The organism is Flavobacterium sp. GNP008, assembly GCF_056428965.1.
Window position 1 is genome coordinate 650463 of the sequence record NZ_JBWJVL010000002.1, and the last position, 23035, is coordinate 673497.

29 protein-coding genes are annotated in these 23035 nt (G+C 31.6%); 23 read left to right on the top strand and 6 right to left on the bottom strand.

The window, feature by feature from the left end:
* Nucleotides 1-296 precede the first annotated feature (296 nt).
* The 23 genes from AC0608_RS09175 to AC0608_RS09285 all read left to right on the top strand — a co-directional run bounded on the left by AC0608_RS09175 (nt 297) and on the right by AC0608_RS09285 (nt 18060).
* Nucleotides 297-770, top strand: a complete 474-nt coding sequence (locus AC0608_RS09175; RefSeq protein WP_478288854.1) for a Dps family protein — start codon at nt 297-299, stop codon at nt 768-770.
* 23 nt (nt 771-793) lie between these two features.
* Nucleotides 794-931 carry a hypothetical protein gene (locus tag AC0608_RS09180; protein WP_417989884.1) on the top strand — a complete coding sequence of 46 codons (138 nt, stop codon included), beginning with the start codon at nt 794-796 and terminating at the stop codon, nt 929-931.
* Nucleotides 932-1216: 285 nt separating this feature from the next.
* Nucleotides 1217-2599 (top strand): OmpA family protein, encoded by a 1383-nt coding sequence (locus AC0608_RS09185; RefSeq protein ID WP_478288855.1) that lies wholly within the window; start codon nt 1217-1219, stop codon nt 2597-2599.
* Nucleotides 2600-2929: 330 nt separating this feature from the next.
* Nucleotides 2930-3265 (top strand): hypothetical protein, encoded by a 336-nt coding sequence (locus AC0608_RS09190; protein ID WP_417960310.1) that lies wholly within the window; start codon nt 2930-2932, stop codon nt 3263-3265.
* A gap of 38 nt (nt 3266-3303) precedes the next feature.
* Nucleotides 3304-3525, top strand: coding sequence for a hypothetical protein (locus tag AC0608_RS09195; RefSeq protein ID WP_417960311.1), 222 nt, complete (start codon nt 3304-3306; stop codon nt 3523-3525).
* Nucleotides 3526-3641: 116 nt separating this feature from the next.
* On the top strand, nt 3642-4082 hold the full coding sequence (locus tag AC0608_RS09200) for a hypothetical protein (protein ID WP_478288856.1): 441 nt from the start codon (nt 3642-3644) through the stop codon (nt 4080-4082).
* Between the two features lie 124 nt (nt 4083-4206).
* On the top strand, nt 4207-4662 hold the full coding sequence (locus AC0608_RS09205; protein WP_417960313.1) for a PA2169 family four-helix-bundle protein: 456 nt from the start codon (nt 4207-4209) through the stop codon (nt 4660-4662).
* Nucleotides 4663-4857: 195 nt separating this feature from the next.
* Nucleotides 4858-5649, top strand: coding sequence for an MlaE family ABC transporter permease (locus AC0608_RS09210; protein ID WP_478288857.1), 792 nt, complete (start codon nt 4858-4860; stop codon nt 5647-5649).
* Between the two features lies 1 nt (nt 5650).
* Complete coding sequence (locus tag AC0608_RS09215; RefSeq protein WP_417960315.1) at nt 5651-6427, top strand: ABC transporter ATP-binding protein; 777 nt, start codon at nt 5651-5653, stop codon at nt 6425-6427.
* Nucleotides 6428-6444: 17 nt separating this feature from the next.
* Nucleotides 6445-7329 (top strand): MlaD family protein, encoded by an 885-nt coding sequence (locus AC0608_RS09220; protein ID WP_417960316.1) that lies wholly within the window; start codon nt 6445-6447, stop codon nt 7327-7329.
* Between the two features lie 410 nt (nt 7330-7739).
* Entirely contained in the window at nt 7740-7925 is a 186-nt protein-coding gene (locus AC0608_RS09225) for a CsbD family protein (RefSeq protein ID WP_417960164.1), read from the top strand.
* 145 nt (nt 7926-8070) lie between these two features.
* On the top strand, nt 8071-8532 hold the full coding sequence (locus tag AC0608_RS09230) for a sll1863 family stress response protein (RefSeq protein WP_478288858.1): 462 nt from the start codon (nt 8071-8073) through the stop codon (nt 8530-8532).
* 196 nt (nt 8533-8728) lie between these two features.
* On the top strand, nt 8729-9364 hold the full coding sequence (locus AC0608_RS09235) for a porin family protein (RefSeq protein WP_417989951.1): 636 nt from the start codon (nt 8729-8731) through the stop codon (nt 9362-9364).
* Nucleotides 9365-9475: 111 nt separating this feature from the next.
* Entirely contained in the window at nt 9476-9628 is a 153-nt protein-coding gene (locus AC0608_RS09240) for a lmo0937 family membrane protein (protein WP_417960167.1), read from the top strand.
* A 60-nt stretch (nt 9629-9688) separates the two neighbouring features.
* Nucleotides 9689-9841: a lmo0937 family membrane protein gene (locus AC0608_RS09245; RefSeq protein WP_113633709.1), complete on the top strand. Its 153-nt coding sequence runs from the start codon at nt 9689-9691 to the stop codon at nt 9839-9841.
* A 48-nt stretch (nt 9842-9889) separates the two neighbouring features.
* On the top strand, nt 9890-10222 hold the full coding sequence (locus AC0608_RS09250; RefSeq protein ID WP_417960168.1) for a YtxH domain-containing protein: 333 nt from the start codon (nt 9890-9892) through the stop codon (nt 10220-10222).
* Between the two features lie 47 nt (nt 10223-10269).
* A complete protein-coding gene (locus tag AC0608_RS09255) occupies nt 10270-10617 on the top strand; it encodes a hypothetical protein (RefSeq protein WP_417960169.1) in 348 nt (115 codons plus the stop codon).
* 1 nt (nt 10618) lies between these two features.
* A complete protein-coding gene (locus AC0608_RS09260; protein WP_417989950.1) occupies nt 10619-10975 on the top strand; it encodes a hypothetical protein in 357 nt (118 codons plus the stop codon).
* Nucleotides 10976-11108: 133 nt separating this feature from the next.
* Entirely contained in the window at nt 11109-11816 is a 708-nt protein-coding gene (locus tag AC0608_RS09265) for a histidine kinase (RefSeq protein WP_478288859.1), read from the top strand.
* A gap of 368 nt (nt 11817-12184) precedes the next feature.
* The gene (locus AC0608_RS09270) at nt 12185-13645 is read left to right on the top strand and encodes an ice-binding family protein (RefSeq protein WP_478288860.1); all 1461 of its coding nucleotides are present in this window, start codon (nt 12185-12187) and stop codon (nt 13643-13645) included.
* Nucleotides 13646-13728: 83 nt separating this feature from the next.
* A complete protein-coding gene (locus tag AC0608_RS09275) occupies nt 13729-15762 on the top strand; it encodes an OmpA family protein (RefSeq protein WP_478288861.1) in 2034 nt (677 codons plus the stop codon).
* A gap of 238 nt (nt 15763-16000) precedes the next feature.
* Complete coding sequence (locus AC0608_RS09280) at nt 16001-16501, top strand: nuclear transport factor 2 family protein (protein WP_478288862.1); 501 nt, start codon at nt 16001-16003, stop codon at nt 16499-16501.
* A 473-nt stretch (nt 16502-16974) separates the two neighbouring features.
* Nucleotides 16975-18060, top strand: coding sequence for an AI-2E family transporter (locus AC0608_RS09285; protein WP_478288863.1), 1086 nt, complete (start codon nt 16975-16977; stop codon nt 18058-18060).
* A 6-nt stretch (nt 18061-18066) separates the two neighbouring features.
* Here the strand turns inward: AC0608_RS09285 and AC0608_RS09290 are convergent, their stop codons facing one another.
* From AC0608_RS09290 to menA, 6 genes are all read right to left on the bottom strand, one after another.
* On the bottom strand, nt 18067-19110 hold the full coding sequence (locus AC0608_RS09290) for an o-succinylbenzoate synthase (protein ID WP_478288891.1): 1044 nt from the start codon (nt 19108-19110) through the stop codon (nt 18067-18069).
* Between the two features lie 41 nt (nt 19111-19151).
* The gene (locus AC0608_RS09295) at nt 19152-19508 is read right to left on the bottom strand and encodes a helix-turn-helix domain-containing protein (protein ID WP_478288864.1); all 357 of its coding nucleotides are present in this window, start codon (nt 19506-19508) and stop codon (nt 19152-19154) included.
* Between the two features lie 5 nt (nt 19509-19513).
* Complete coding sequence (locus tag AC0608_RS09300; protein WP_417960177.1) at nt 19514-19807, bottom strand: type II toxin-antitoxin system HigB family toxin; 294 nt, start codon at nt 19805-19807, stop codon at nt 19514-19516.
* A gap of 152 nt (nt 19808-19959) precedes the next feature.
* Entirely contained in the window at nt 19960-21168 is a 1209-nt protein-coding gene (locus tag AC0608_RS09305; RefSeq protein ID WP_478288865.1) for a tetratricopeptide repeat protein, read from the bottom strand.
* Nucleotides 21169-21299: 131 nt separating this feature from the next.
* Nucleotides 21300-21977, bottom strand: a complete 678-nt coding sequence (locus AC0608_RS09310) for a metal-dependent hydrolase (protein WP_478288866.1) — start codon at nt 21975-21977, stop codon at nt 21300-21302.
* 70 nt (nt 21978-22047) lie between these two features.
* A complete protein-coding gene (gene menA / locus AC0608_RS09315; protein ID WP_478288867.1) occupies nt 22048-22998 on the bottom strand; it encodes a 1,4-dihydroxy-2-naphthoate octaprenyltransferase in 951 nt (316 codons plus the stop codon).
* Nucleotides 22999-23035 lie beyond the last annotated feature (37 nt).

A 23035-nucleotide genomic window follows, 5' to 3' on the forward strand; every position in this document is an offset into this window, starting at 1 on the left:
TTAAAATATTCTTTAGAAAATGTTTGATACAATAGGACCTAATTCTTTTGGAACTGTTTTTCTTTAAATTAATTTATTACAAAAAAACATATTTATTAATCACAACGGTTGGTTTTCTAATTGTTAGAATAAGAACAGGTGTGAAATATATAACTTCTTAAAGTAATTTTATAATACTTTTTAAAAGCAATAAAATGAACTTTGTAACGTAAAATTTTTATTAAAAGACAACTATTATTAATTGTTTAAATTAATATTATTTTACAAAAATAGTCTACAACTAAAACATAGAAAATATGAAAGTTCAAATAGGAATTACCGAAGCACATTTAAAAAACAGCATTTCAATACTATCTTCAATTTTAGCAAATGAAATGACTTTATATATAAAATTAAGAAAATTTCATTGGAACGTTTCTGGTCAAAGTTTCATGGAGCTACATAAATTATTTGAGGGTCAATATGTACAACTGGAGGAATCAATTGATGAAACGGCAGAACGTATTAGTAAGTTAGGTGGGAAGACTATTGGGACAATGAAAGAATTTTCAGAATTTACAATTATCAAAGAATCTCCTAATCAGTATCCTGAACAAAAGGAAATGCTACGAGAAGTATTAAAAGACCATGAAACCGTTATTATTCACCTGCGTAAAGATATAGACAAAAGCGCTGATGAAAACAAAGATGCCGGCACAGCTGATTTCCTTACAGGTTTGCTGCAAGCGCATGAAACAATGGCTTGGACATTGAGAAGATATTTAGAATAATTAAGAAATAAAATATAAATAAAATGGAAAATATAGAATCAGACGTTTATTTAGTCTCCAAAAGTCATTGTAGAGTGGGCAAAATAACTGCTAAAAAACGTTTTGAAGAAGTTAAATCAGTCCCTGAAACAGAAACCAAAACATACATTATAGAAAGATAAAAATCAGATCGTTTGCTCTTTATTTTTTATATTTAGCAGTAAAGCTTTCGGTTTCTTTTACAAATTAGAATCATTTAAAAAAAATTTAAAACACTCTCATTTAGTGTTTTAAAAAAATTTTTAAATGGTTTTTTTTTATCTATTAATATTTGATCTAATACTCATTTATCATTCAAACTAAAAAAATTATAGGTGTGAATGATACAAATTATAGATAAAGTTCTATAACAAATAATATATCCATGTTTATAACCTTTGTGTTAAATAATTTAACAATAAATTAATATGAAAAAGATCCTTTTACTATGTACATGCTTGGCATTTACAGTAATCTCAAAAGCCCAAACTGAAGACATGAAATGGAACGTTGGTCTTCATGGAGGAGTAACCCAATACCAGGGTGATTTAGGTAATAATTTTTACAAAACCAATAAGGCGTATTATGGTTTTGGCGGTATTTCTGTATCTAGATATTTAGGTCGCTATTTTGATTTAAATTTTTTAGCTTCAAAAGGAACAATTGGTTACAATAATAGTCCGAATGGAAGTTTCAAAAGTGATTTTAATTCGGTTGCATTAAATTTAAGATTTAACATGACAGGTCCTGAATCTATTGTGAGACCATATGCATTTGCAGGAGTTGGTGCTATTCTATTTGACAAAGACGTAAACTTTGATCAGGACAGGATTGATTATGCATTACCTACTGCAGGGGGTGGATTAAATTTTAGGTTGACTGATGTTATCACATTAAATTTACAAGAAACATTCAGTTTTTCTAATAAAGATAGAAGAGACGGTGTTGTAAATGGTAAAAAAGATGCATACTTATCGCACATGGCCGGTTTGACGTTCAATTTAGGAGAGAAAAAAGATGCTGATAATGATGGTGTAGCGGACCGTAAGGATACATGTCCTGATACTCCAGCTGGTGTAGTTGTTGATGAAAATGGCTGTCCATTAGACAGAGACAAAGACGGTGTACCTGATTATTTAGATACTTGTCCAGATGTGGCAGGAATTGCCTCTCTAAATGGTTGTCCTGATAGTGATAAAGATGGAGTTGCTGATATAAATGATAAATGTCCAGATACTAAAATGGGGACCAAGGTAGATGCTACAGGTTGCCCTATGGATAATGATAAAGATGGAATAACAAATGATTTAGATCGTTGTCCCGATGCTGCGGGACCAATGAGTTTAAATGGTTGTCCAGATACTGATGGAGATGGGGTAGCTGATATTGATGACCGATGCCCTACTGCAAAAGGTACAATGGAAAACAAAGGTTGTCCTGAAATTACAAAACAAGATGTAGAGAGAATTACTTACTTAGGAAGTAAAATATTTTTTGAGAATAATAGTGCTAAATTAAAAGTGGGTTCTTTAGTACAATTAGATGAATTAGTAAATTTAATCAATAAATATAGTGCCTCTAACTTAGTTATAGAAGGTCATGCTGACAGCAATGGTAGTGATGCTTTTAATTTAGAATTATCTCAAAAACGTACTGAATCCGTTAAAAACTATTTAATGGAAAAAGGGGTTTCAGGATCGAGAGTAACTGCAATTGGATACGGAGAAAGTAAACCTATTGCAAGCAATACTACTGCTTTAGGACGTGCAAAAAACAGAAGAGTTGAGTTGAAAATGACCTACGAAAAATAGTAGGAACAGATTAAATTTTCATTATATAGGCTTAGGGCTGTTGGAAACGACAGCCCTTTTTTTATGAAGGCATTAAAAATAAAAATCGAATTCAAATTTTTCATGAGTAAAGCTCCTCTTTTTTGAATGTTTTAAAAGTAACTATTTCCCCTATATTCCAAATTAATTTTGCTTTGTTTTGTTTTTTATTAGAAGATTAAGAGTAAAATTATATAATTTTTATCTAAATTTATATAACAATTAAACACTTGAACTTTAGAACTTTATATTTTATTAATATTTATTAAATGTTAAACCACGTAACATTAATAAATCCAAAAATAGATAATCATGTCAGCAACAAAAAAATTAGGAATTTGGATGGATCATTCGTTTGCACATTTAATGGAATTTACATCCAAACATTTTGAGATAGAAACAATTGAAGCTAAATTTTTAAACAACGAAAAAAAACAACGTTACGACTACTACAAAAAAATTGGGGAAGCCATAAAAAATTACAAACGTGTAATTTTGTTTGGTCCAACTAATGCGAAAGTTGAACTTTTTGATCTTTTGAGTGAAGATGAGCGATTTCTTAAAATTAAATTCGAAATAAAAGAGACTGATAAAATGACAGCAAATCAGCAACATAATTTTGTTAAAGAATATTTTTCGGGCGTCTAATTTTAGCTTTTTAAAATTACTTTAAAATAATTAAAGAAATGAAAACTAAAACTATAGGGATTTTACTGATTATTTTGGGGATATTCATGTTGCTCTACAACAGCTTCAATTTTACAACTACAGAAAAAGTTGTAGACATAGGTCCTATAAAAATAAATAAAGAAGTCAATCATCCCATAGCCTTATCTCCTTTAGTAGGAATAATACTTGCTGCGGGTGGTATTGTTTTGTTAGTAATGAGTAGTAAAAAAAGTACTTAAAAAAAATAATTTCATTTTTATTTAACGTAAATAATATAACATTTTAAAATATTTATATAACAAATTTTACTGCTTTCAGTATGAAATTTGTTATGTAAACATTTTAAAAACACACAATGGTAATTCAATACAATTTAGACATAAAAAAAATATTCTTTGGCTTTTTAACCATATTCATTTTGCTATCACTTGTTTCATGTGGAAAAAATATTGCTTTTCAAAACTCCTCTATAGTCCCTGCTGCACAAGGCAATGTGAGTATCAAAAAAGACAGCAATAAAAATTATTCAATAAAAATTAAAATATTAAATCTAGCAGAGGTAAACAGATTGCAACCTCCAAAAAATGTTTATGTAGTTTGGATGGAAACTAAAAATGCGGTAGTCAAAAATATTGGACAAATTAAAAGCGACACAGCGTTCTTTTCTTCAAAACTTAAAGCAGATTTTGAAACTGTCACATCATTTGAGCCATCAAAAATATTTATTACCGCTGAAGAAGATGCCGATGTCAAATACCCGGGAATGCAGCTTGTTTTATCGACGAATAGATTTTAGATACATCTTCTATTACCATAAATATTTATTAGAATTAAGCATGAATGAATACTTTTTATTAAACGTTAATTTTTTCTAGAAAAAGAAACCTAATTTTAGTTTATTTCACATAATAAAGAAAAGGATGAATACAGAAAAATCAATCTTAGTACTAAATAACCTCATTGAAATCAATAATGACAGAATTGAGATTTATAAAACCGCTTCAAAAGTAATTGAAGAAAATGATTTGAAAGATTTATTTTTTGAATTTCAAAAAACAAGTACAATTTTCAAATCAGAACTGGTTCAACAGGTCCATAAAATGGGAGGCACTCCTATTGATACAATCAAAAACAATGGATTATTTTTAAGAATTTGGATGAATTTTAAATCAATCCTAATCGAAAAAGGCAAAGAGGACCTTTTGAATACGCTTGAATACAATGAATTTGTTGCTATTAACAGTTATAAAAACAGTTTGTCTGACAATTTAGAGAATCTTACAGGCGAACTACATAGTATGCTTAAATCACAACAACTATTGTTGACAGCACATCATGATAAAGTAAAAAAATTAGGAGATTTGATGTTATCATAAAAAAGCTTAATTACTTTCGATTATTAATAATTTCTAGACTCTAATTTCATAGAGTTCTACTGCCCTATTCATATTGAAATAAAATATGATAACTATATAATTATAAAGAAACAGATTAACATTTTTCTTTCATAGTAATTTTAGTTTCAAAAAAACATCCAAATTAATTACAACCTAAAAATAATAAAATGATACATGAATACTATAGTAACAGCTAAAAAGGAAAGTTTAATTATCTATCTAAAAGATATTTTTAATGATGTGGGCCAAGTTACATTATTTGCTGCACGTTTTTTTAAAGAAGTAATTAAACCACCATATGAAATGAAGGAATTCATTAAACAGTGTTATATTATTGGTTATAAATCCTTACCCTTAGTAACTATTACAGGTTTTATTATGGGATTAGTACTTACACTACAGTCAAGACCTACTTTAGCCAAGTTTGGTGCTGAATCTTGGTTGCCAAGTATGGTAGCACTTTCACTTATTAGAGAAATAGCACCTGTAATAACAGCTTTGATATGTGCAGGTAAAGTTTCTTCCGGTATTGGTGCAGAATTAGGTTCGATGAAAGTGACAGAACAAATCGATGCTATGGAAGTATCAGCTATAAATCCTTATAAATACTTAGTTGTGACCCGTATTTTAGCTACAACACTTATGATCCCGCTTTTAGTTTTTTATGCTGATGGCATTGGAGTTTTAGGAGGGTATGTTGGAATTAACATTCACAGTGATGTTAACTTTTACAGGTATACCTCACAAGTGCTTGAATCAATTGCATTTTTAGATATTTTTCCAGCGACTATCAAAACTTTTTTCTTCGGCTTTTTCATTGGTATGATAGGATGTTATAAAGGATTTAATGCCGCAAATGGAACAGAGAGTGTAGGCAAAGCTGCTAACTCTGCTGTAGTCACTGCATCTCTTACCATATTTATTATTGACATGCTTGCGGTTCAAATAACTGATTTATTTTTCTAGTATGATAAATGAAAATAAAGTACTAAAACCAAATCCTATTCCTGAAACAAATTCTCCAGTAATAGAAATAAAAAACCTTTATAAATCCTTTGGGAAAAACGAGGTTTTAAAAGGGGTGAATCTAACCGTAAACAAGGGAGAAAACTTGGTTATTCTAGGAAAATCAGGGTCCGGTAAATCAATTACAATAAAATGTATTGTTGGACTTATAGGTATTGATAAAGGAGAAATAAATGTCTTTGGTACTGATATTGCGAAATTAGATCCTACTGCACTTAACGAAATTAGGATTAGAATTGGGTTTCTATTTCAAAATGCTGCCTTGTACGATTCTATGAGCGTTCGGGATAATCTTGGATTTACATTAAAACGTCATGCTAAAGATCTAACTCCAGAGGAAGTAGAAAATCAAATAAAAGAAATATTGGAAAGTGTAGGTTTGATTGAAGCTATTGATAAAATGCCTTCAGAATTATCAGGCGGTATGCGCAAAAGAATTGGTCTGGCAAGAACCCTAATTCTTAAACCGGAAATCATATTATATGATGAACCCACAACTGGATTAGATACAATAACATCAAGAGAAATCAGTGAATTAGTATTAGAAATCCAGAAAAAATACAAAACATCCTCTATCATCATTACGCATGACATGGCTTGTGCAAAACATACTAGTGATCGACTGATGATTTTAAAAGACGGTATCATTCATGCCGAAGGAACTTATGAAGAATTAGAAAAAAGTGACGATGAATGGGTTCGTTCCTTTTTCATTTAACCAATAAAACAAAAAAAATGAACAAAGAATCTGGATACCAATGGAAATTGGGAATGTTTGTAATTATAGGATTAATCCTTTTTGTAGGAACTATTTATTTTGTTGGTAAACAGAATAATTTATTTGGTTCAACTTTTGAGCTAAATTCAAAATTCAATTCGGTAAATGGTCTTGAAGTAGGAAATAATGTTCGTTTCTCTGGTATTAATATTGGTACTGTTGAAGAAATTGAATTTCTTACAGATACATCAGTAGTGATTAAATTAGTCATAAAAGAAGATGTTCGAAAATTCATAAAAAAAGATGCAGTTGCGAGTATCAGTTCTGATGGTTTAATGGGTGATAAAGTACTTACCATTTCTTCAGGGAAAAATTCTAAAATAATTGTGGAGGACAATGATAATATAGCTTCTAAACAGGCTATAGAAATGGATGATTTAATGGTTAGTGTCAAAAAAAGTGTCGATAATGCAGGAATAATTACCGCACAACTTGCCCAATTCAGTTATAGCATGAATAATGGAAACGGAGCTTTGTCCAGGTTGGTTTCAGATGAACAATTTGGAAATAGTATAAAAAACATGGTCACTAATCTTGAAAATAGTTCCACAGAATTTAAAAAATTTACCTATAATATGAATAATGGCAAGGGGGCTTTGTCTAAACTGGTAAGCGATGAAAGAATGGGTAAAGTTATTGATTCTTCATTAGTAAATGTTAAAACAGCCACAAAAGGGTTGAATGAAGTTATAGAAGCTGCAAAACATAATTTTTTATTAAGAGGTTATTTTAATAAGAAGAAAAAAGAAGCTGAAAAAAAGTTGAATGAAACGGAAGATCCAGAAGAAGCTGAAATGAAAAAAGAATTAAAAATAGGCGTTGATAACGATTCTCTAAAATAATTGCCAATACTATGCCCGATTATTATAAAACACGTATTGAGTTACTAGAATTTATTTTCTAATCACTAGTAATTCTAGATTTTAAACAAATGTATCCATACAACACTATAACTCGTATTTATAAAAATATATTTTTTACAAAAAAATATATTTTTATAAAAGTGTTTTTCATTGTAATGAAATATAAGTTCTAGCGATCAGTGAACTTATATTTTAGCAATGGTAGAATTAGGAACTTTTCTTCATAAAAACTAAGCCTAATTAAAATACTATACTATTATTTTTTCAAGTCTTAAATATAATTAAATATGTGAATAAGACAACTAATCCCAAAAGTTATATAACTGATTGTATACATAATAGAGCCAACTTTGTAAAGTGAAAACTATTTCGCATACAATACAAAAAAGATGGATTCGTTACCGCTAGAAGGAAATTGGGAAGAACAGAAAAGCAAATTAAAAGAAAAATTTGTTGCTTTAACTAATAATAAGTCTCTTTTTTCAAAAGAGAAAAAAGAAGAAATGTTAAACAAATATCAAGATAAATTAGGAAAAACAAGAGCCGAATTGCTTAAAATTTTTGAAAGCCTTTAAATAAATTAAAACTTTCAACTGATAATTTTAAACACCTACAATACTTTAAAAATATTGTGTACTCAAAATAATTTAAGTATCTTTAATTACACTAATCAACTAGTAATAAGACAATTAAATAATATATTTTTTAAAACTATATAAAATGAAAAAAACAATTTTATCCCTTACTATAATGACATTTATAGCAGGAAGTGTACTATTAGGATGTCAGAATTCCTCAAAAAAAGAAGAAGCTGCCAAAGATAATGTGGAAGAGGCAAGAGATAATCTTGATGATGCCAAAGAAGAATTATCTGATGCTAGAGCGGCCGCAACAGAAGAGGAGTGGAAAGCATTTAAGGAAAGTACAAACGCTACTATAACACAAAATGAAATTCGAATTGCAGAGATGAAATCCAAAATGAAAAAAACTGGCAAATCAATTGATGACATGTATGCTAAAAAAATTGAAGAGTTAGAGCAAAGAAATAAAGACATTAAATTAAAGGTTGAAACATACAAAAATGAAACCAATAGTGATTGGCAATCTTTTAAAGAAGAATACAATCGAGACATGAATGAATTAGGTGATGCAATCAAAAACTTGACTGTAGATAACAAATAGCAAATCAAAAGGCGAGTTTTTCAACTCGCCTTTTTTTATATAATTATTTAATTATCAAATACTTAAATACATTAATTAACCATTAAAAAAAATACAAAGTGTGAATATTATAAATTTAACTAAAAGTATTGTAACAATCCCTTTGTGTAAGATGCAGATATTTGTAGTATAATAATTTAATAAAAAAATAAATAAAATGAAAAATTCAAAAAAAATATTATTTGCTTCTTTGGCAATAGGTTTGATGGCTTTTACACAAGTTCAAGCTCAAGACACCAGTACTAAATTTGGTATAAAAGGAGGCGTTAACTTTTCTAATTTATATACTGACGATGTGGATGATAATAATGTGTTAACAGGATTTAATATTGGTTTTTTTGCAAAATTACCTTTGGCAACAAATATTGCTATACAACCTGAAATATCCTATACAGGTAAAGGAGCTGAATTGGTATACAACAACGCTTTGGTTAGCGGAACAGCACAATTTAAATTAGATTATATAGAGGTCCCACTTTTATTAGTAGTAAATGTTTCAAAAAACTTCAATATTCATGCTGGTCCTTATGCCGCATACTTGGTTAGTGGTAAAACGACAAACAAATCCGATAGCGGTAGCTACAATTTTGAAGACAACATTAATGTTGATGATTTCAACAGGTTTGATGCTGGCCTTGCTGGAGGTATCGGTTTAGATTTAGAACCCGTTAGTTTTGGAGTACGTTATAATTATGGATTAACTAAAATAGGAAAAAATGATTCATCAAATAACTTTACTTCTCCTGATGCTAAAAATAGTGTTTTGAGTGTTTATGCTGCTTTTGGATTTTAATTTTCTTTGTTACAAAAAAAAAATAATTCCATAATTAGTATCAACATATTGCAAACCTATTTATGTTTTAAAAAAATAGAATAAATAAAACTAATCATAAAAACTAAAATCATGAGCAATCTTCTTTACACCATCGCAGTTATCCTAGTAATTTTCTGGGCAATTGGATTCTTTGCCTATAGTGCAGGATCAATAATTCACATTCTACTTGTCATTGCTGTCATTGCAATTATATTTAGACTTATTCAAGGTAGAAAAATCTAAACAATTGATATCAAAAAAATACATTTAAATTAAATTATTAATTCATTAAAAATTAAAAACATGGGCAATCTTCTTTATACAATAGCGGTAATTTTAGTCATTTTTTGGGCAATTGGATTTTTTGCATTCAGCCTAGGATCAATTATTCATGTTCTTCTTGTCATAGCTGTAATAGCAATACTATTCAGACTGATACAAGGACGAGGTATCTAATCAAAATTTAAATAAATAAATAAATAAATAATACTAAAATAAACAATTATGAAAGCAGATAAAATAATATTAGGAGTTGTAGGCGGAGTTGCTGTAGGGGCATTATTAGGAGTATTGTTTGCACCTGAAAAAGGAGACAAAACAAGAAGAAAAATTATGGATAAGAGCAATGATTACGCTGATGAATTAAAAGGTAAATTAGATACTTTATTGGGAACCATCACTCAAAAATATGAGAAAATTTGGAACGAGGGCGAAACTTTAATGGCAGATGGTAAATCAAAGTTTTATGAAACAAAAAAAGAAGGCGAAACTTTAATTGCTGAAGGAAAATCAAAGTTTTATGATGCAAAAAACGAAATTAAAAATACAAATATCTAACACGATATTAATTATTACATTTCAATAAGCCATTTATAAATTATATCATGGAAAACAACGCAACAACAATAGAAATGCTTTTTGAAAAAGCAGAAGATTACACTAGAACTACAGTAGAATTAGCGAAGTTAAATGTAGTTGATACAACTGCAGATGTAATGTCTTCTCTACTCTCTCGATTAACCGTTTCTATTGTTTTTGTAATGTTTGCCTTTCTGGCAAACATAGGCCTTTCATTATGGATTGGTGAATTGGTCGGAAAAGTATACTATGGCTTTTTTATAGTGTCTAGCTTTTATTTAATTGTAGCAATCATTCTTTATATTTTTAAAGATGAATGGATTAAGATGCCCGTCAGTAATTTCATTATTGTAAAAATGCTTAAAAAAAGTTAATATGAAAAAGATCAACCAGACACAAGTATTGAAAGAGGCTATCCAATTACTAAAATTAAAACAAGCTAATGAACTGTCCCAACTCAAAGATCAGTATCATGATACTTATGAAAGCTTAAAACCTCTAAATATAATCAAAAAGGCATTTGGGCAAATGGCAACCACCTCAGAATTTAAAGGCAATATCCTTAGTAATGTAATCGGAATATCTACAGGTTATTTGACAAAAAAAGTTTTATTAGGATCAACTCATAATCCTATAAAAAGAATACTTGGTACACTTTTGCAATTTGTAATAACAAATGTAGTTACCAAACATTCTGAAAAATTAAAAGAAAACGATTTAGAAAATAACTAATCGTATATTGATTTTTTAAATAAAAGTCGCTCAACCTTTTTTATCTTTAAACAATTTCTTTATTACCATGCAAAAAAAAGCTTGATTAATAATATGAAAGAATCTTTTAATCTAAAATTTAATTTGAAAACTAATGTTTAGAAATATAAAAAAAGAGGATTTAATAAGTACAAATAATCAACTTGTTTTTCAAAATAATGAAAAAGAAAAGCGTGCCGTCGAATTAATTCTTGCTAATAAAAAACTTGTATTTGAGATCCAAGAAAAACAAAGACATGCCTCTGAATTAATTATTGCCAATAAAGAACTTGCTTTTCAAAACTTAGAAAAAGAAAAACGAGCTGCTGAATTAATTATTGCCAATAAAGAACTTGCTTTTCAAAACTTAGAAAAAGAAAAACGAGCTGCTGAATTAATTATTGCCAATAAAGAACTTGCTTTTCAAAACTTAGAAAAAGAAAAACGAGCTGCTGAATTAATTATTGCCAATAAAGAACTTGCTTTTCAAAACTTAGAAAAAGAAAAGAGAACGGTAGCGTTAATTAAAGCTAATGCTGAACTCTACATCGCTGAAAAGTATCATAAAGAATACATTAATGGTCTCAAAAAAATCATGTTTATAACCTCCCATAGAGTTCGACAACCTCTAACAAATATTCTAGGTTTATCCCTCCAACTTGACCACTGTTCCAATTCTCCAGAAGAAGTGCGACAAACAATAGATTATATAAAAGAATCGATATTAACGCTTGATACTTTCACAAAAGAACTAACCGTTTTTATTTCTGATCTTAAAGAGAAAGGTGAAAATTTAAATATAAACGATTTAAGTGAATTCTAATGGATTAAATAAAACATTCCTTATTTCAAATATTTTTCTTCCATTTTTTTGTAAATAGTACATCAATCCTTTCCATCATAAATTATTCTTGCATTAGAGTACTATTTTTACTCAGGCTTTATTAAATAACAGTTGCTTAACTTACTTTCTATCAATATTTCGTATTTGTTTGTTTCTAAAAACATAAATACTAACACTATTTTAACATTTTAAACAATCTAAAATGCTGATTTGTAGTGATTTAATTTAAATTTTAGCAATTAAAATAAGTGAATCTTACAACTTATAATTTAAATTGTATAATACTTTTATTAGATAACAAGCTCACCTTTGGTAAACAAAATTCTTAATCCCCTAAATTAAAAAAAATGAAAGCTAAAAATTTACTATTAACATTTGTGATATTATTTATTGCATTGATTTCCAGCTGTGCAACAGATGATTTTCAAGAAACTATAGGTGTTTGTCCTGTTGTACAATCTACAAGTCCTGTGAATGGAGCAACAGGAGTTTCATTCAATCCTATAATTACAGTTACTTTTAATGAAGAGATGGATGCTGCAACTATCAATCAATCCTCTTTTACTATTACAGGAACTGGACCAGTAGCAGGTACCGTATCATATAGTGGTACTACAGCGTCATTTACACCTACGACTGCTTTATCTCCAAACACAACTTACACTGGAAGAGTTTCAACTGCCAGTAAAGATTTGATGGGAAATGCTTTACAAGAAGATTATGTATGGACATTTAAAACTGGTGTTGCACCTACTGTAACGGCAACTGATCCAATAGACGGTGCCATAGGAGTTAATTTAAATAAGATTATCACTGCTAACTTTAGTATAGCAATGGATCCCTTAACTATTAATGCTACTACTTTTACATTGAGACAAGGTACTGTGGTAATTCCAGGTATCGTTGCCTACTCTGGTACAACTGCCTCTTTTACTCCAAGTATTCCACTAATTTCAGGAACTACCTACACTGCTACTATTACAACTGGTGCAAGAAACACCGCTGGTATAGCATTAGCTAATAATTTTTTATGGAATTTTACTACAGTAAGTCCTGCAATTATTACAACTGCCCCAACAGCTGCAACAGGTTTGTTTTTTGGAGTTTTTGGAGGAAATGCCGGAATAACAAATCAAGGTTTGAATACGGTGATTAATGGAAGTATCGGAACAACCGCTGCATCTACATTAGTAACTGGATTTCATGATGGAACTACTGGGGATGTTTACACAGAAACACCTTTAAATAAAGGGCTAGTAACTGGCAGAATACATACTGCTCCACCAACTCCTGGTTCAGCAGCTTCTGAAGCAATAGCAACTCAAGGATTAGCGGATGCAAATGCAGCATATATTAGTATTTCCCCAGCACAAAAACCCGGAGGAACAGATCCTGGTGCAGGTGAATTAGGAAATTTAGTATTACCTCCAGGAATTTATAAATCAGCAGGTGCAACTTTTAAAATCTCATTAGGAGATTTAACTTTGGATGCCAAAGGTGATCCTAATGCAGTTTGGATTTTTCAAACAGCAGCTGGTTTAACAGTAGGAATTGCTGGACCAACAGGTGCTAAAAGTGTTAATTTAGTTAATGGAGCTCAAGCTAAAAATGTTTTTTGGTACGTAGGTAGTGCGGCTGTAATTAATGGAGCTGGTGGTGGTGTTATGACAGGAACTATCATTGCCTCTGCTGGGGTTACATTTTCAACACCAGGAAATGCAGTTCAAACCGTATTAAATGGTAGAGCAATCTCACTTGTAGCATCCGTAACTATGGTTAATACCACTATTAATGTACCTGCTAACTAAGAATTAGGTATAAGCCGGTTTCAACTAAACAATTTTATCCCGTCTATGGGCGGGATATATTTCAAATCAAACAAAATAAAAACATGGACAATATAAATAATTTAAAAAAGGAATTACGTCAATCTTGGACTCCTAATAATTTACCCATCAAAAGTCTTTTATTAGTATCATTGACGTGGCTAAGTGTTCAAACATCCCTAAAGGCACAAGAAACACTGGAAGTTAAATATGCGAAACCCTCTTGGTATTTTGGAGTTGCTGGTGGAGCTAACTTTAATTTTTACCGTGGCTCAACAAATCAGCTTAATGCTGGTTTTACACCTCCCGCCACATTTCATGATGGTGATGGTACAGGGCTTTTCGTAGCTCCACTTTTAGAATACCGCCCTGCAGATTCTAGATGGGGAGTTATGCTACAAGCGGGTTATGATAGCCGTAAAGGTACTTTTGACCAAGTAAAAACTGCTTGTGACTGTCCTGCTGATTTATCTACTGATCTTAGTTACATTACCGTGGAACCAAGTGTGCGTTTTGCTCCATTCAAATCAAATTTTTATTTATATGGTGGTCCACGCTTGGCTTTCAACCTGGACAAATCATTTACGTATCAATTAGGTATTAATCCTGCGTTTCCCAATCAAGCCCCGACTCCAGCAGTAACAGGTGAGTTTAGTGATATTGAAGAAACTATTTTATCAATGCAAATTGGTGCAGGGTATGATATTCCCCTTTCTTCAGACAGCAACAAAACACAATTTGTCTTGTCTCCTTTTGTATCTTTTCAGCCATATTTTGGTCAAAATCCACGTGCAACAGAAACTTGGAATATTACGACCATCAGAGCAGGTGTTGCCCTTAAATTTGGACAAGGACAAAATATTCAACAGGCTACAGATATGGTTAAAGACCGTGAGGTTGATTTCTCAGTAAATTCTCCTAGTAATGTTCCTGAGAAAAGCAGATTGACTGAAATTTTCCCACTTAGAAACTATATCTTCTTTAATGAAGGATCAACTGAAATACCAAACCGCTACGTTTTATTGAATAAAGACCAAGTAAAAAACTTCAAAGAAGATCAATTAGAGGTAGATCCAAATAAAAATTTATCTGACCGTTCTAAACGTCAAATGACTGTGTATTATAATGTATTGAACATCCTTGGAGACCGTATGCAAAAAAATCCAGCTTCTTCAATTACTTTAGTGGGTTCGTCAGAAAAAGGAAATACTGATGGTCTTGCAATGGCAGCTTCAGTTAAAACGTATTTAGTAAATGTATTTGCTATAGATCCTTCAAGAATTACTACTAAAGGTCAAACCAAACCAAACATCCCATCAGAACAACCTGGTGGAACGTTAGAGTTAGTATTGTTGCGCGAAGGTGATCGTAGAGTTTCTATTGAAAGTAATTCTCCGGATTTATTAATGGAATTTCAAAGTGGTCCTAACGCTCCATTAAAACCCGTGCAAATCATGGCTTCGCAAGAAGCACCAACTTCAAGTTATATTACCTTTAACAATAAAGGAGCAGGTGAGGCATTATCCTCTTGGTCATTGCAAATAGCGGATGAGCAAGGTAAAATTCAATCTTTTGGCCCTTACACACAAGATGAAGTTAGCATTCCAGGGAAATCCATTTTAGGCAGTCGTCCAGAAGGCGATTACACTGTAAAAATGATTGGACAAACTAAAAGTGGTAAAATTGTAGAAAAAGAAACTCCTGTTCACATGGTACTTTGGACTCCTGCAAAAATGGATGAAGGTATGAGATACAGTATAATCTATGAATTTAATACCTCTAAAGCAATTAGCATGTATGAAAAATACCTCACCGAAGTAGTAACCCCTAAAATTCCAGTTGGAGCAACGGTTATTATCAAAGGTCATACTGATATTATTGGTGAAGAAATTTACAATCAAGGTTTATCCCTTGCTCGTGCTAACAATGCAAAAAGTATTATTGAGAACGCATTAGCTAAAACTGGCAGAAAGGATGTAACATTTGATGTTTCTGGTTATGGTGAAAATGAAAACAATTCTCCTTTTGAAAATAAAACCCCAGAAGAACGTTTTTACAATCGTACCGTGATTATTGATATCATTCCAGCTAGTAAATAAAATGAACTGAAAAGCATATTGTTTATAAATGCATTAAAGGATAGAAACTTAAAAGTCTATCCTTTTTTTTTGTTCATAGATTTAAAGTATAAAATGTATTACAATTATTTAAATACATTTTATAGTACTGATTATTATAAAATAGAATCGTTATGTACTTTGTACTTTTCTATTTACATTCCAAATATTAATTTTTTGGAAAAAATTTAGTATTTTTACTAATCGCTTTAATTAAAATATGACTTCAAACGAGAACATACTAATCCAGTTTTATACCGCTTTTGCAAATGGAGATGCAACAACAATGTGTGCCTGTTATCATCCAATTATTCAGTTTCATGATCCTGCTTTTGGATTATTAGAAGGAAATGATGTGAACCAAATGTGGAAAATGCTACTAAAAAAAAGTAAAGGGAATATCAAAATTGAATTCTCAAATATCAAAGCCGACGAATATATCGGTTCAGCTCGATGGGTAGCTACTTATAACTTTAGTAAGACTAATAGAAAAGTTATAAATATAATTCAGTCACAATTTCATTTTAAAGATGGACTAATTATTAAACATACGGATGATTTTGATATTTGGAAATGGTCCAAGCAGGCATTAGGAATGACTGGTTTTTTATTTGGATGGACTGGTTATTTTCAACATAAAATACAGCAACAAGCAATACTGTCTTTGAATGCGTTTAAAGAAACTAAACATGCTGATTTAAACATTAAAAATACGCTTTAAGAGGGATTTAAATATCCTTAAATCCGAAATTGAATTATATGAAAATGAAATTGATCAATCCAAAATACAAAAAGGAATAACAAATTCAGCAAGGAATCGTTGTTTACATTTAATAGCAAATACAGATTCGTACGCCAGAACAAGGCTAAGAAATACAGGTTATAATCGAAACAGACTCCTGACTTTTTAGCGAAAATATTTCCAGAACTGAACTAACATCAAAAATTAACGAAACGATTTTTTAAAATTGAGAAGGCACTTGACAGATATCGGTAGAGCAACTAAAAATAGGATTTCAAATTTTTATTAAAAAATAAAATTTCGTCCGAATTTCTGCTCGTATATTTAACTATCCTCCTTCCTTATCAAATAGGTCAAACCAATTATCACTGGCGATTGTTATAAAATTAAAACCGTTGCAATACATATTTAAAAAAAAGAAATAAGACACAATCGTTTCAATACACTATTGTATGATACAATCTTCTAAAACATCGGTCCGGTTTCAACCCAACAGAAAATATTCTGTTTTAGAAATACTTCAATTTATTGTATTGACGTCAATAATTCTTTACTTTGGTAAAACACTATTTATTCCGTTAAGTTTTTCGTTACTCATTAGTTTTATCCTCTATCCGATTTGTAAGTGGATGGAAAAAAAAAGAATACATAAAGGAATTGCTATTTTAATTTCCATTTTAGGTGTAACACTCTTGATTGGATCCATAATTTATTTATTATTTCTACAGTTTTCTGAATTTCTTCAAGAATGGTATTTTTTAAGGGAAAAACTAATCGAAACAATAAATGAATTAAGTGTTTTTGTCTCTGAACGCTTTGATATTAGTATGAAAAAGCAAACAGATTTCATTAACAACTCACTCAATAACTCCGGTTCCCAAGCTTTTTCAATATTAAAGAACACGGCCTCTTCATTATCTCAATCTGTTTTTTTTCTATTAATGATTCCTGTTTTCTCAACATTAATACTTTTCCATCGCCAAATGTTATCAAATGCCTTATATGAACTTTTCCCACCTGAAAGAAAAAATACAATTCACGAAATCCTTGTTGAAACCATCCATGCCTATTATGATTTTATCAAGGGAATGTTAGTAGTTTATTTAATAGTAGGACTTCTAAATAGTATCGGGCTATTGATTATTGGTGTACCGCATCCATTTCTATTTGGCTTTATCGCCTCAATACTTACTTTCATTCCTTATGTAGGCATCATGATATCCTCGCTGTTGCCCATTGCGGTTTCGTGGATCACGTACAATTCTATTTGGTATCCTTTCGCCGTCATTGTAGTTTTTTCTATTGTTCAGGCACTCGAAGCGTATATTATATTTCCTTATGCCGTAGGAACCCGCTTAAAAATAAATACGCTTGTTATTATTATAGTAGTAATCGTTGGAGGGATTTTATGGGGTGCTGCAGGAATGATTCTCTTTATACCGTTTGTCAGCATCGTAAAACTAATTGCGGATCGTACTCCAAGTTTAAAAACAGTATCGTTGTTATTAGGTGATGGTGAACATAAGAAAGGTTCGTGATACTTATTATAAAAAAGCAAAATCAAACGTCCAATCCAACTCTTTTTTATACCATAATTGACCTTGTGAAACTTCCAGCGGACAATCAAAATTATTCGTATAAAGCGCTCCGGTTCCTAATCCTTGTGGCATAGAATTGTGTTGCAAAAAAGTCCATTGTGCAATGGCATTCAATCCAATATTACTCTCTAAAGCAGAGGTAATCCACCACCCTATTTTATACTTTTCAGCCAATGAAATCCATTCTTGCGTGCCTCGAAAACCACCGATAAAACTAGGCTTTAAAATGATGTATTGTGGCTTGATTTTCTCTAATAATTGTTCCTTTTCTATCAAAGTAAACACACCAATCAATTCCTCATCCAAAGCAATTGGAAAAGGTGTGGCTTTACACAGCTCTGCCATACTGTCAGTATGATTTTTTGATATCGGCTGTTCAATACTATGTAATTTAAATTCAGATAGTTGTATTAATTTATATAAAGCTAGATTTTCATTAAAAGAACCGTTAGCATCAACCCGAATTTCAACTTGTTCTGGCGTAAAATGTTCCCGAATAAACCGTAATAACTGGAGTTCTTTATCGAAATCTATCGCTCCGATTTTCAATTTAATGCATCGAAAACCTTCCGCTAATTTTTCCTCGATTTGCTGTTTCATAAACGCCTCCTCACCCATCCAAACCAAGCCGTTTATCAGTATAGATTTTGTGCCATTTGTAAAGTCCGAAGGAAACAATAAAAAAGGGCTTTCACTCTCCAAAGATTGGAACGCCATTTCCACTCCAAATTGTATCGAAGGAAACTCTAATAACGCTTCCCAAAGTTGGTCTTTTCCAAGGTGAATATTATTGCAGGTCCATTGCAATTTTTCTTCATAATCAGGCCGGTCATCAATACTCAATCCGCGAAGAATTCCGCACTCTCCTATTCCTTTTTTATCGTCTTTTTCCAAGACAATAAACCAAGTTTCTTTTTCGGTCATGACGCCGCGGGAAGTTCCTGACGGGCGTTTGAAGTCGAGAATGTATTTGTGGTACGTTGCTTTCAATAAATTATGAATTATGAATTGATATAAACTCAATTACCAATTTAATACGCTTGAATTAAAACGTCTGTAGGAATGTTTAATCGCTCATGCAGTTGACGGATCATTTCCAAGGAAAGTTTTCGTTTGCGATTTAGAATTTCACTTGCTCGGCTTTTTAAACCAACAATATTGGCCAGATCATTTTGATTATACCCCATTTGTTCCATTCTGAATTTTATAGCCTCAATTGGGTCAGGCATACCAATAGGAAAATGGTCATTTTCATATTGGTCAATTAAAATTCCTAGCACTTCCAATTCGTCACCTTCAGGCGAACCATTTTTAGCATCAAAAATAAATTCAAGTCTTTCAAGAGCTTGATTATAATCATTTTCTGTTTTTATAGGTTTAATTTCCATTGTAATTAAATTTCGTTGGCATCAATTTTATCATATTCTGCATGCGTTCCAATAAACCGGATCCAAACCATTTGATAATCAAAATTTATTTTAACTATTAATCGGTAATTATTTCCTTTGATATTGAACACAAATCGATTGTCATTTAAAATACTTGCACTTGGGTATTCCTTTTTTATATCGCTGGGATTTTTCCATTCGGATTTGCTTGTTTCCTGAAACCAAGACTTTAATTGCTGTTCGCAATCAGCATGAGCTACCCAAAAATCTCTCAATATTTTTTTTGCAATTACTCTCAAAGCTTATTTATTTTACAAAGATACTAAAAAGTTCCCGTTTTGGGAAATTATTTTTTAATTGAGACTTAAATGCCCTTCTATTTCTTGTATTGTAAAAAAAAATTAAAACCCTATTAGACAATTAAGTAAATTTAAGATTTTAAAATTTCAAGCTATTTATCCATCAACTTCAAAACTCTATCAAAATCATCGGAAGCTATTCCCGCTTTTTTAAAAGCCTCAAAATCAAATTTTATTTTTTGAGTCCAACTCAAACTATCGGTAACGTTTTGAGACTGGTACTCTTTATAAATGGCTTTTGCTGAAACATAATTATCATTCAATAAATAGGCGTGCGCCAAATTCAGTTGTATCAACAACTCAGTATTGTCAAGTTTTTCACCTTCTTTCAAGAATTTAATCGCTTTGCCGTATTGTTTTGTCAATACATAACTATTCCCTATGGCATTGTAATCCAAAGCAGTTGCTTTTCCATCATTAATAATTGTCGTCAGTTTCTGAATAGCTTCACCTTGCTTTCCTTGTTTTGCCAAAACAGCAGCTTGCTTGCGCAAATCGTCATAAATATTTTTTGAAAGACTGGTTTCCCCAAAACAACTGTTACCAAAATCTTTAAACGCTTTAGTGCGCTCGATAGCCAATAATTTTTGAAATTCCTTGTACTTGTACTTGGATTGTATTTTATCGAGAATACAAACGCAAAAATCATCTGAATTGGTCATTTTCTGAGCCAAATTAGATGTTTTGCATTGATCGATGATCGCTTTTCTATTTTCAAGAGTCCAGCCACGACTCAGTTTATTATCGACCCATGGCACGACTTCGAGTATAATCTTTTGATTCATGATCCAGTTTTTACTTTCGAAACCAAACCATAAATTTCCCGAATTGGATTTCATACAATCCGATTTCTCTATAGAAAGTCGTTTGGCATCTTTACTGACCGGCGTATCCTGAACCAGACAAGCGTCATCAGTTTTTCCGTTTTCTTTGTATTTTGTAGCCAAGTCAGTACTCGAGAAAACGGCATACTTGCATTTGTCATCTCCTGAAATTTTAGACAAGATAAAAACAGCTCCTGCAGAACCTTGACTAATTCCTGTTGGGTCTGGAATGGCTTTTAAAACCGAAACCAAACTACCCGCCATTTGCTGATTTTTATCCAAAAGTGTTATTCTATACACTATTTCCGTGGTGCCTTCAGGGAGATCTTGGGTTTTTATAATGATTCTGTCTCTGGCGGAAACCGTAATTTCTTCGGTTGTAGCACGAGTTTTATCCCAATAACCGTCTTTTTGAGAAAAAACAGATTGAAATGAAATAATTGTTAATACTATAAAAGCTATTTTTTGAATGTTCATTTTCTTGATTAACGTTTTTTAGCCCAGCTTTCCACTGTATCTTTCCTTATCTCGTTTTTTTAAACGAGATAAGGAAAGATACAGTGGAAAGCTGGATTAGCTCCTAATTCTTCTTTTTACAGTAATGAAATTTATAATTCGATGAAACTTCCTATTTCCAGTAGCATCAAATCTTTTCCTTTATCAAAGAATTTACGAATTGCAGCTTCATGATCGATTTCGATATAACCAAAAGTGTCGTAATGATACCCTAGGATTTTATCACAATCTAGGAAATCAGAAGCAATAATCGCATCTTCGATATCCATGGTAAAATTATCACCTATTGGCAAAATCGCCAAGTCAAGTTTGGTGCGCATAGGGATGAGTTTCATATCCATGGTAAGGGCCGTATCGCCAGCAATGTAGATGTTTTTATGTTCGCCCTCAATAACAAAACCGCCCGGATTCCCTCCATAGCTGCCGTCAGGAAAAGAACTCGAATGGATTGCATTTACATATTTCAGTTTCCCAAAATCAAAATTCCAGCTACCGCCGTGATTCATCGGATGCGTCTGAAAGCCTTTGGCGCCATAATAACCAGCAATTTCAGCATTAGAAACAATTACTGCATTCGTTCTTTTGGCAATTGCCTCGACATCCAGAATATGATCTCCATGTGCATGCGTTATCAAAATATAATCAGCTTTTAAGGTCTCAATATCAATATGAGCTGCTTTTGGATTCGCAGAAATATAAGGATCTACAATGATGTGTTTGCCGCCAACTTCTATACCCAATGAGGCGTGACCGTAAAATGTTATTTTCATTTTTTTTAATTTAAAGATTGAAATGATTTAAAGTTTTAAATTGATTTTGAAATTGCCAATGATTTTTTTTTCAATAATTATTCACGATCAAATCCGAAAAGAAGAAAATCATACACAACGCCAGCAACACCGAAAGGGCAAAAGTACTGAGCGCCAGTTTTTTTAATTCAGGATCTAATTCCTTAGGATTATGATTCTTATAAACGGTAATTAAATGTTTAGTTAAAGGAATATACGCCAATAAAAACAAGTATTGATCAAAGTGAAAATCATCTATAATTGTGAAAATCAACACCAAAACCATCGCCGTTATAATCAGAATATAATGGTATATTTTAGCTTTGGCTCCGCCAATTTTTACAACAATCGTATTTTTATTTGATTTCCTATCCGACGCTTCGTCACGCATATTGTTGAGATTCAAAACGCCGACGCTCAATAATCCAATCGCTATAGCAGGTAAAACCAATTCGAAATCCAGTTGTTTGGAGTATAAAAAATTCACTCCCAATGTACTCACCAAACCAAAAAAAACAAAGACAAAAACATCGCCAAATCCTCGGTAACCATACGCTGTATTTCCAACCGTATACCGAATTGCTGATACTATTGAAAGAATTCCCAACATCAAATAAAACAAGGAAAACCATAAATTTGTATCCCTAAACGCATAATAAATCAATAGCATCGCCGAAAGTAACGTCAATGCAGAAGTGATTATAATAGCGCGTTTCATGGCCTCCGGAGTAATTACACCGCTTTGTATCGCGCGTTTTGGCCCTACTCGATCTTCATTATCCGTTCCTTTCATCCCGTCACCGTAATCATTGGCAAAATTAGAGAGTATCTGCAATCCAAGTGTTGTCAATATGGCAAAGCCAAATAATCGCCAGTTAAAGACTTCTGTTGGCGTTAATATATTATCTGTTGGGTGCGCCAAAGCATACATACTTCCAACTATTATTCCCGATACAGATAAGGGCAAGGTGCGTAAACGTGCGGCTTCAATCCAATGCTTCATATTTTTTTATTTAAAAGTTAGAAGTTTAAAACTTAAG

Coding starts and splice junctions, on each gene's coding strand:
- AC0608_RS09280 (WP_478288862.1), top strand. CDS start 16,001: ATGACTTCAAACGAGAACATACTAATCCAGTTTTATACCGCTTTTGCA.
- AC0608_RS09190 (WP_417960310.1), top strand. CDS start 2,930: ATGTCAGCAACAAAAAAATTAGGAATTTGGATGGATCATTCGTTTGCA.
- AC0608_RS09275 (WP_478288861.1), top strand. CDS start 13,729: ATGGACAATATAAATAATTTAAAAAAGGAATTACGTCAATCTTGGACT.
- AC0608_RS09310 (WP_478288866.1), bottom strand. CDS start 21,977: ATGAAAATAACATTTTACGGTCACGCCTCATTGGGTATAGAAGTTGGC.
- AC0608_RS09235 (WP_417989951.1), top strand. CDS start 8,729: ATGAAAAATTCAAAAAAAATATTATTTGCTTCTTTGGCAATAGGTTTG.
- AC0608_RS09285 (WP_478288863.1), top strand. CDS start 16,975: ATGATACAATCTTCTAAAACATCGGTCCGGTTTCAACCCAACAGAAAA.
- menA (WP_478288867.1), bottom strand. CDS start 22,998: ATGAAGCATTGGATTGAAGCCGCACGTTTACGCACCTTGCCCTTATCT.
- AC0608_RS09295 (WP_478288864.1), bottom strand. CDS start 19,508: ATGGAAATTAAACCTATAAAAACAGAAAATGATTATAATCAAGCTCTT.
- AC0608_RS09230 (WP_478288858.1), top strand. CDS start 8,071: ATGAAAAAAACAATTTTATCCCTTACTATAATGACATTTATAGCAGGA.
- AC0608_RS09270 (WP_478288860.1), top strand. CDS start 12,185: ATGAAAGCTAAAAATTTACTATTAACATTTGTGATATTATTTATTGCA.
- AC0608_RS09185 (WP_478288855.1), top strand. CDS start 1,217: ATGAAAAAGATCCTTTTACTATGTACATGCTTGGCATTTACAGTAATC.
- AC0608_RS09180 (WP_417989884.1), top strand. CDS start 794: ATGGAAAATATAGAATCAGACGTTTATTTAGTCTCCAAAAGTCATTGT.
- AC0608_RS09225 (WP_417960164.1), top strand. CDS start 7,740: ATGGATTCGTTACCGCTAGAAGGAAATTGGGAAGAACAGAAAAGCAAA.
- AC0608_RS09175 (WP_478288854.1), top strand. CDS start 297: ATGAAAGTTCAAATAGGAATTACCGAAGCACATTTAAAAAACAGCATT.
- AC0608_RS09245 (WP_113633709.1), top strand. CDS start 9,689: ATGGGCAATCTTCTTTATACAATAGCGGTAATTTTAGTCATTTTTTGG.
- AC0608_RS09305 (WP_478288865.1), bottom strand. CDS start 21,168: ATGAACATTCAAAAAATAGCTTTTATAGTATTAACAATTATTTCATTT.
- AC0608_RS09195 (WP_417960311.1), top strand. CDS start 3,304: ATGAAAACTAAAACTATAGGGATTTTACTGATTATTTTGGGGATATTC.
- AC0608_RS09220 (WP_417960316.1), top strand. CDS start 6,445: ATGAACAAAGAATCTGGATACCAATGGAAATTGGGAATGTTTGTAATT.
- AC0608_RS09250 (WP_417960168.1), top strand. CDS start 9,890: ATGAAAGCAGATAAAATAATATTAGGAGTTGTAGGCGGAGTTGCTGTA.
- AC0608_RS09210 (WP_478288857.1), top strand. CDS start 4,858: ATGAATACTATAGTAACAGCTAAAAAGGAAAGTTTAATTATCTATCTA.
- AC0608_RS09265 (WP_478288859.1), top strand. CDS start 11,109: ATGTTTAGAAATATAAAAAAAGAGGATTTAATAAGTACAAATAATCAA.
- AC0608_RS09205 (WP_417960313.1), top strand. CDS start 4,207: ATGAATACAGAAAAATCAATCTTAGTACTAAATAACCTCATTGAAATC.
- AC0608_RS09255 (WP_417960169.1), top strand. CDS start 10,270: ATGGAAAACAACGCAACAACAATAGAAATGCTTTTTGAAAAAGCAGAA.
- AC0608_RS09200 (WP_478288856.1), top strand. CDS start 3,642: ATGGTAATTCAATACAATTTAGACATAAAAAAAATATTCTTTGGCTTT.
- AC0608_RS09215 (WP_417960315.1), top strand. CDS start 5,651: ATGATAAATGAAAATAAAGTACTAAAACCAAATCCTATTCCTGAAACA.
- AC0608_RS09240 (WP_417960167.1), top strand. CDS start 9,476: ATGAGCAATCTTCTTTACACCATCGCAGTTATCCTAGTAATTTTCTGG.
- AC0608_RS09260 (WP_417989950.1), top strand. CDS start 10,619: ATGAAAAAGATCAACCAGACACAAGTATTGAAAGAGGCTATCCAATTA.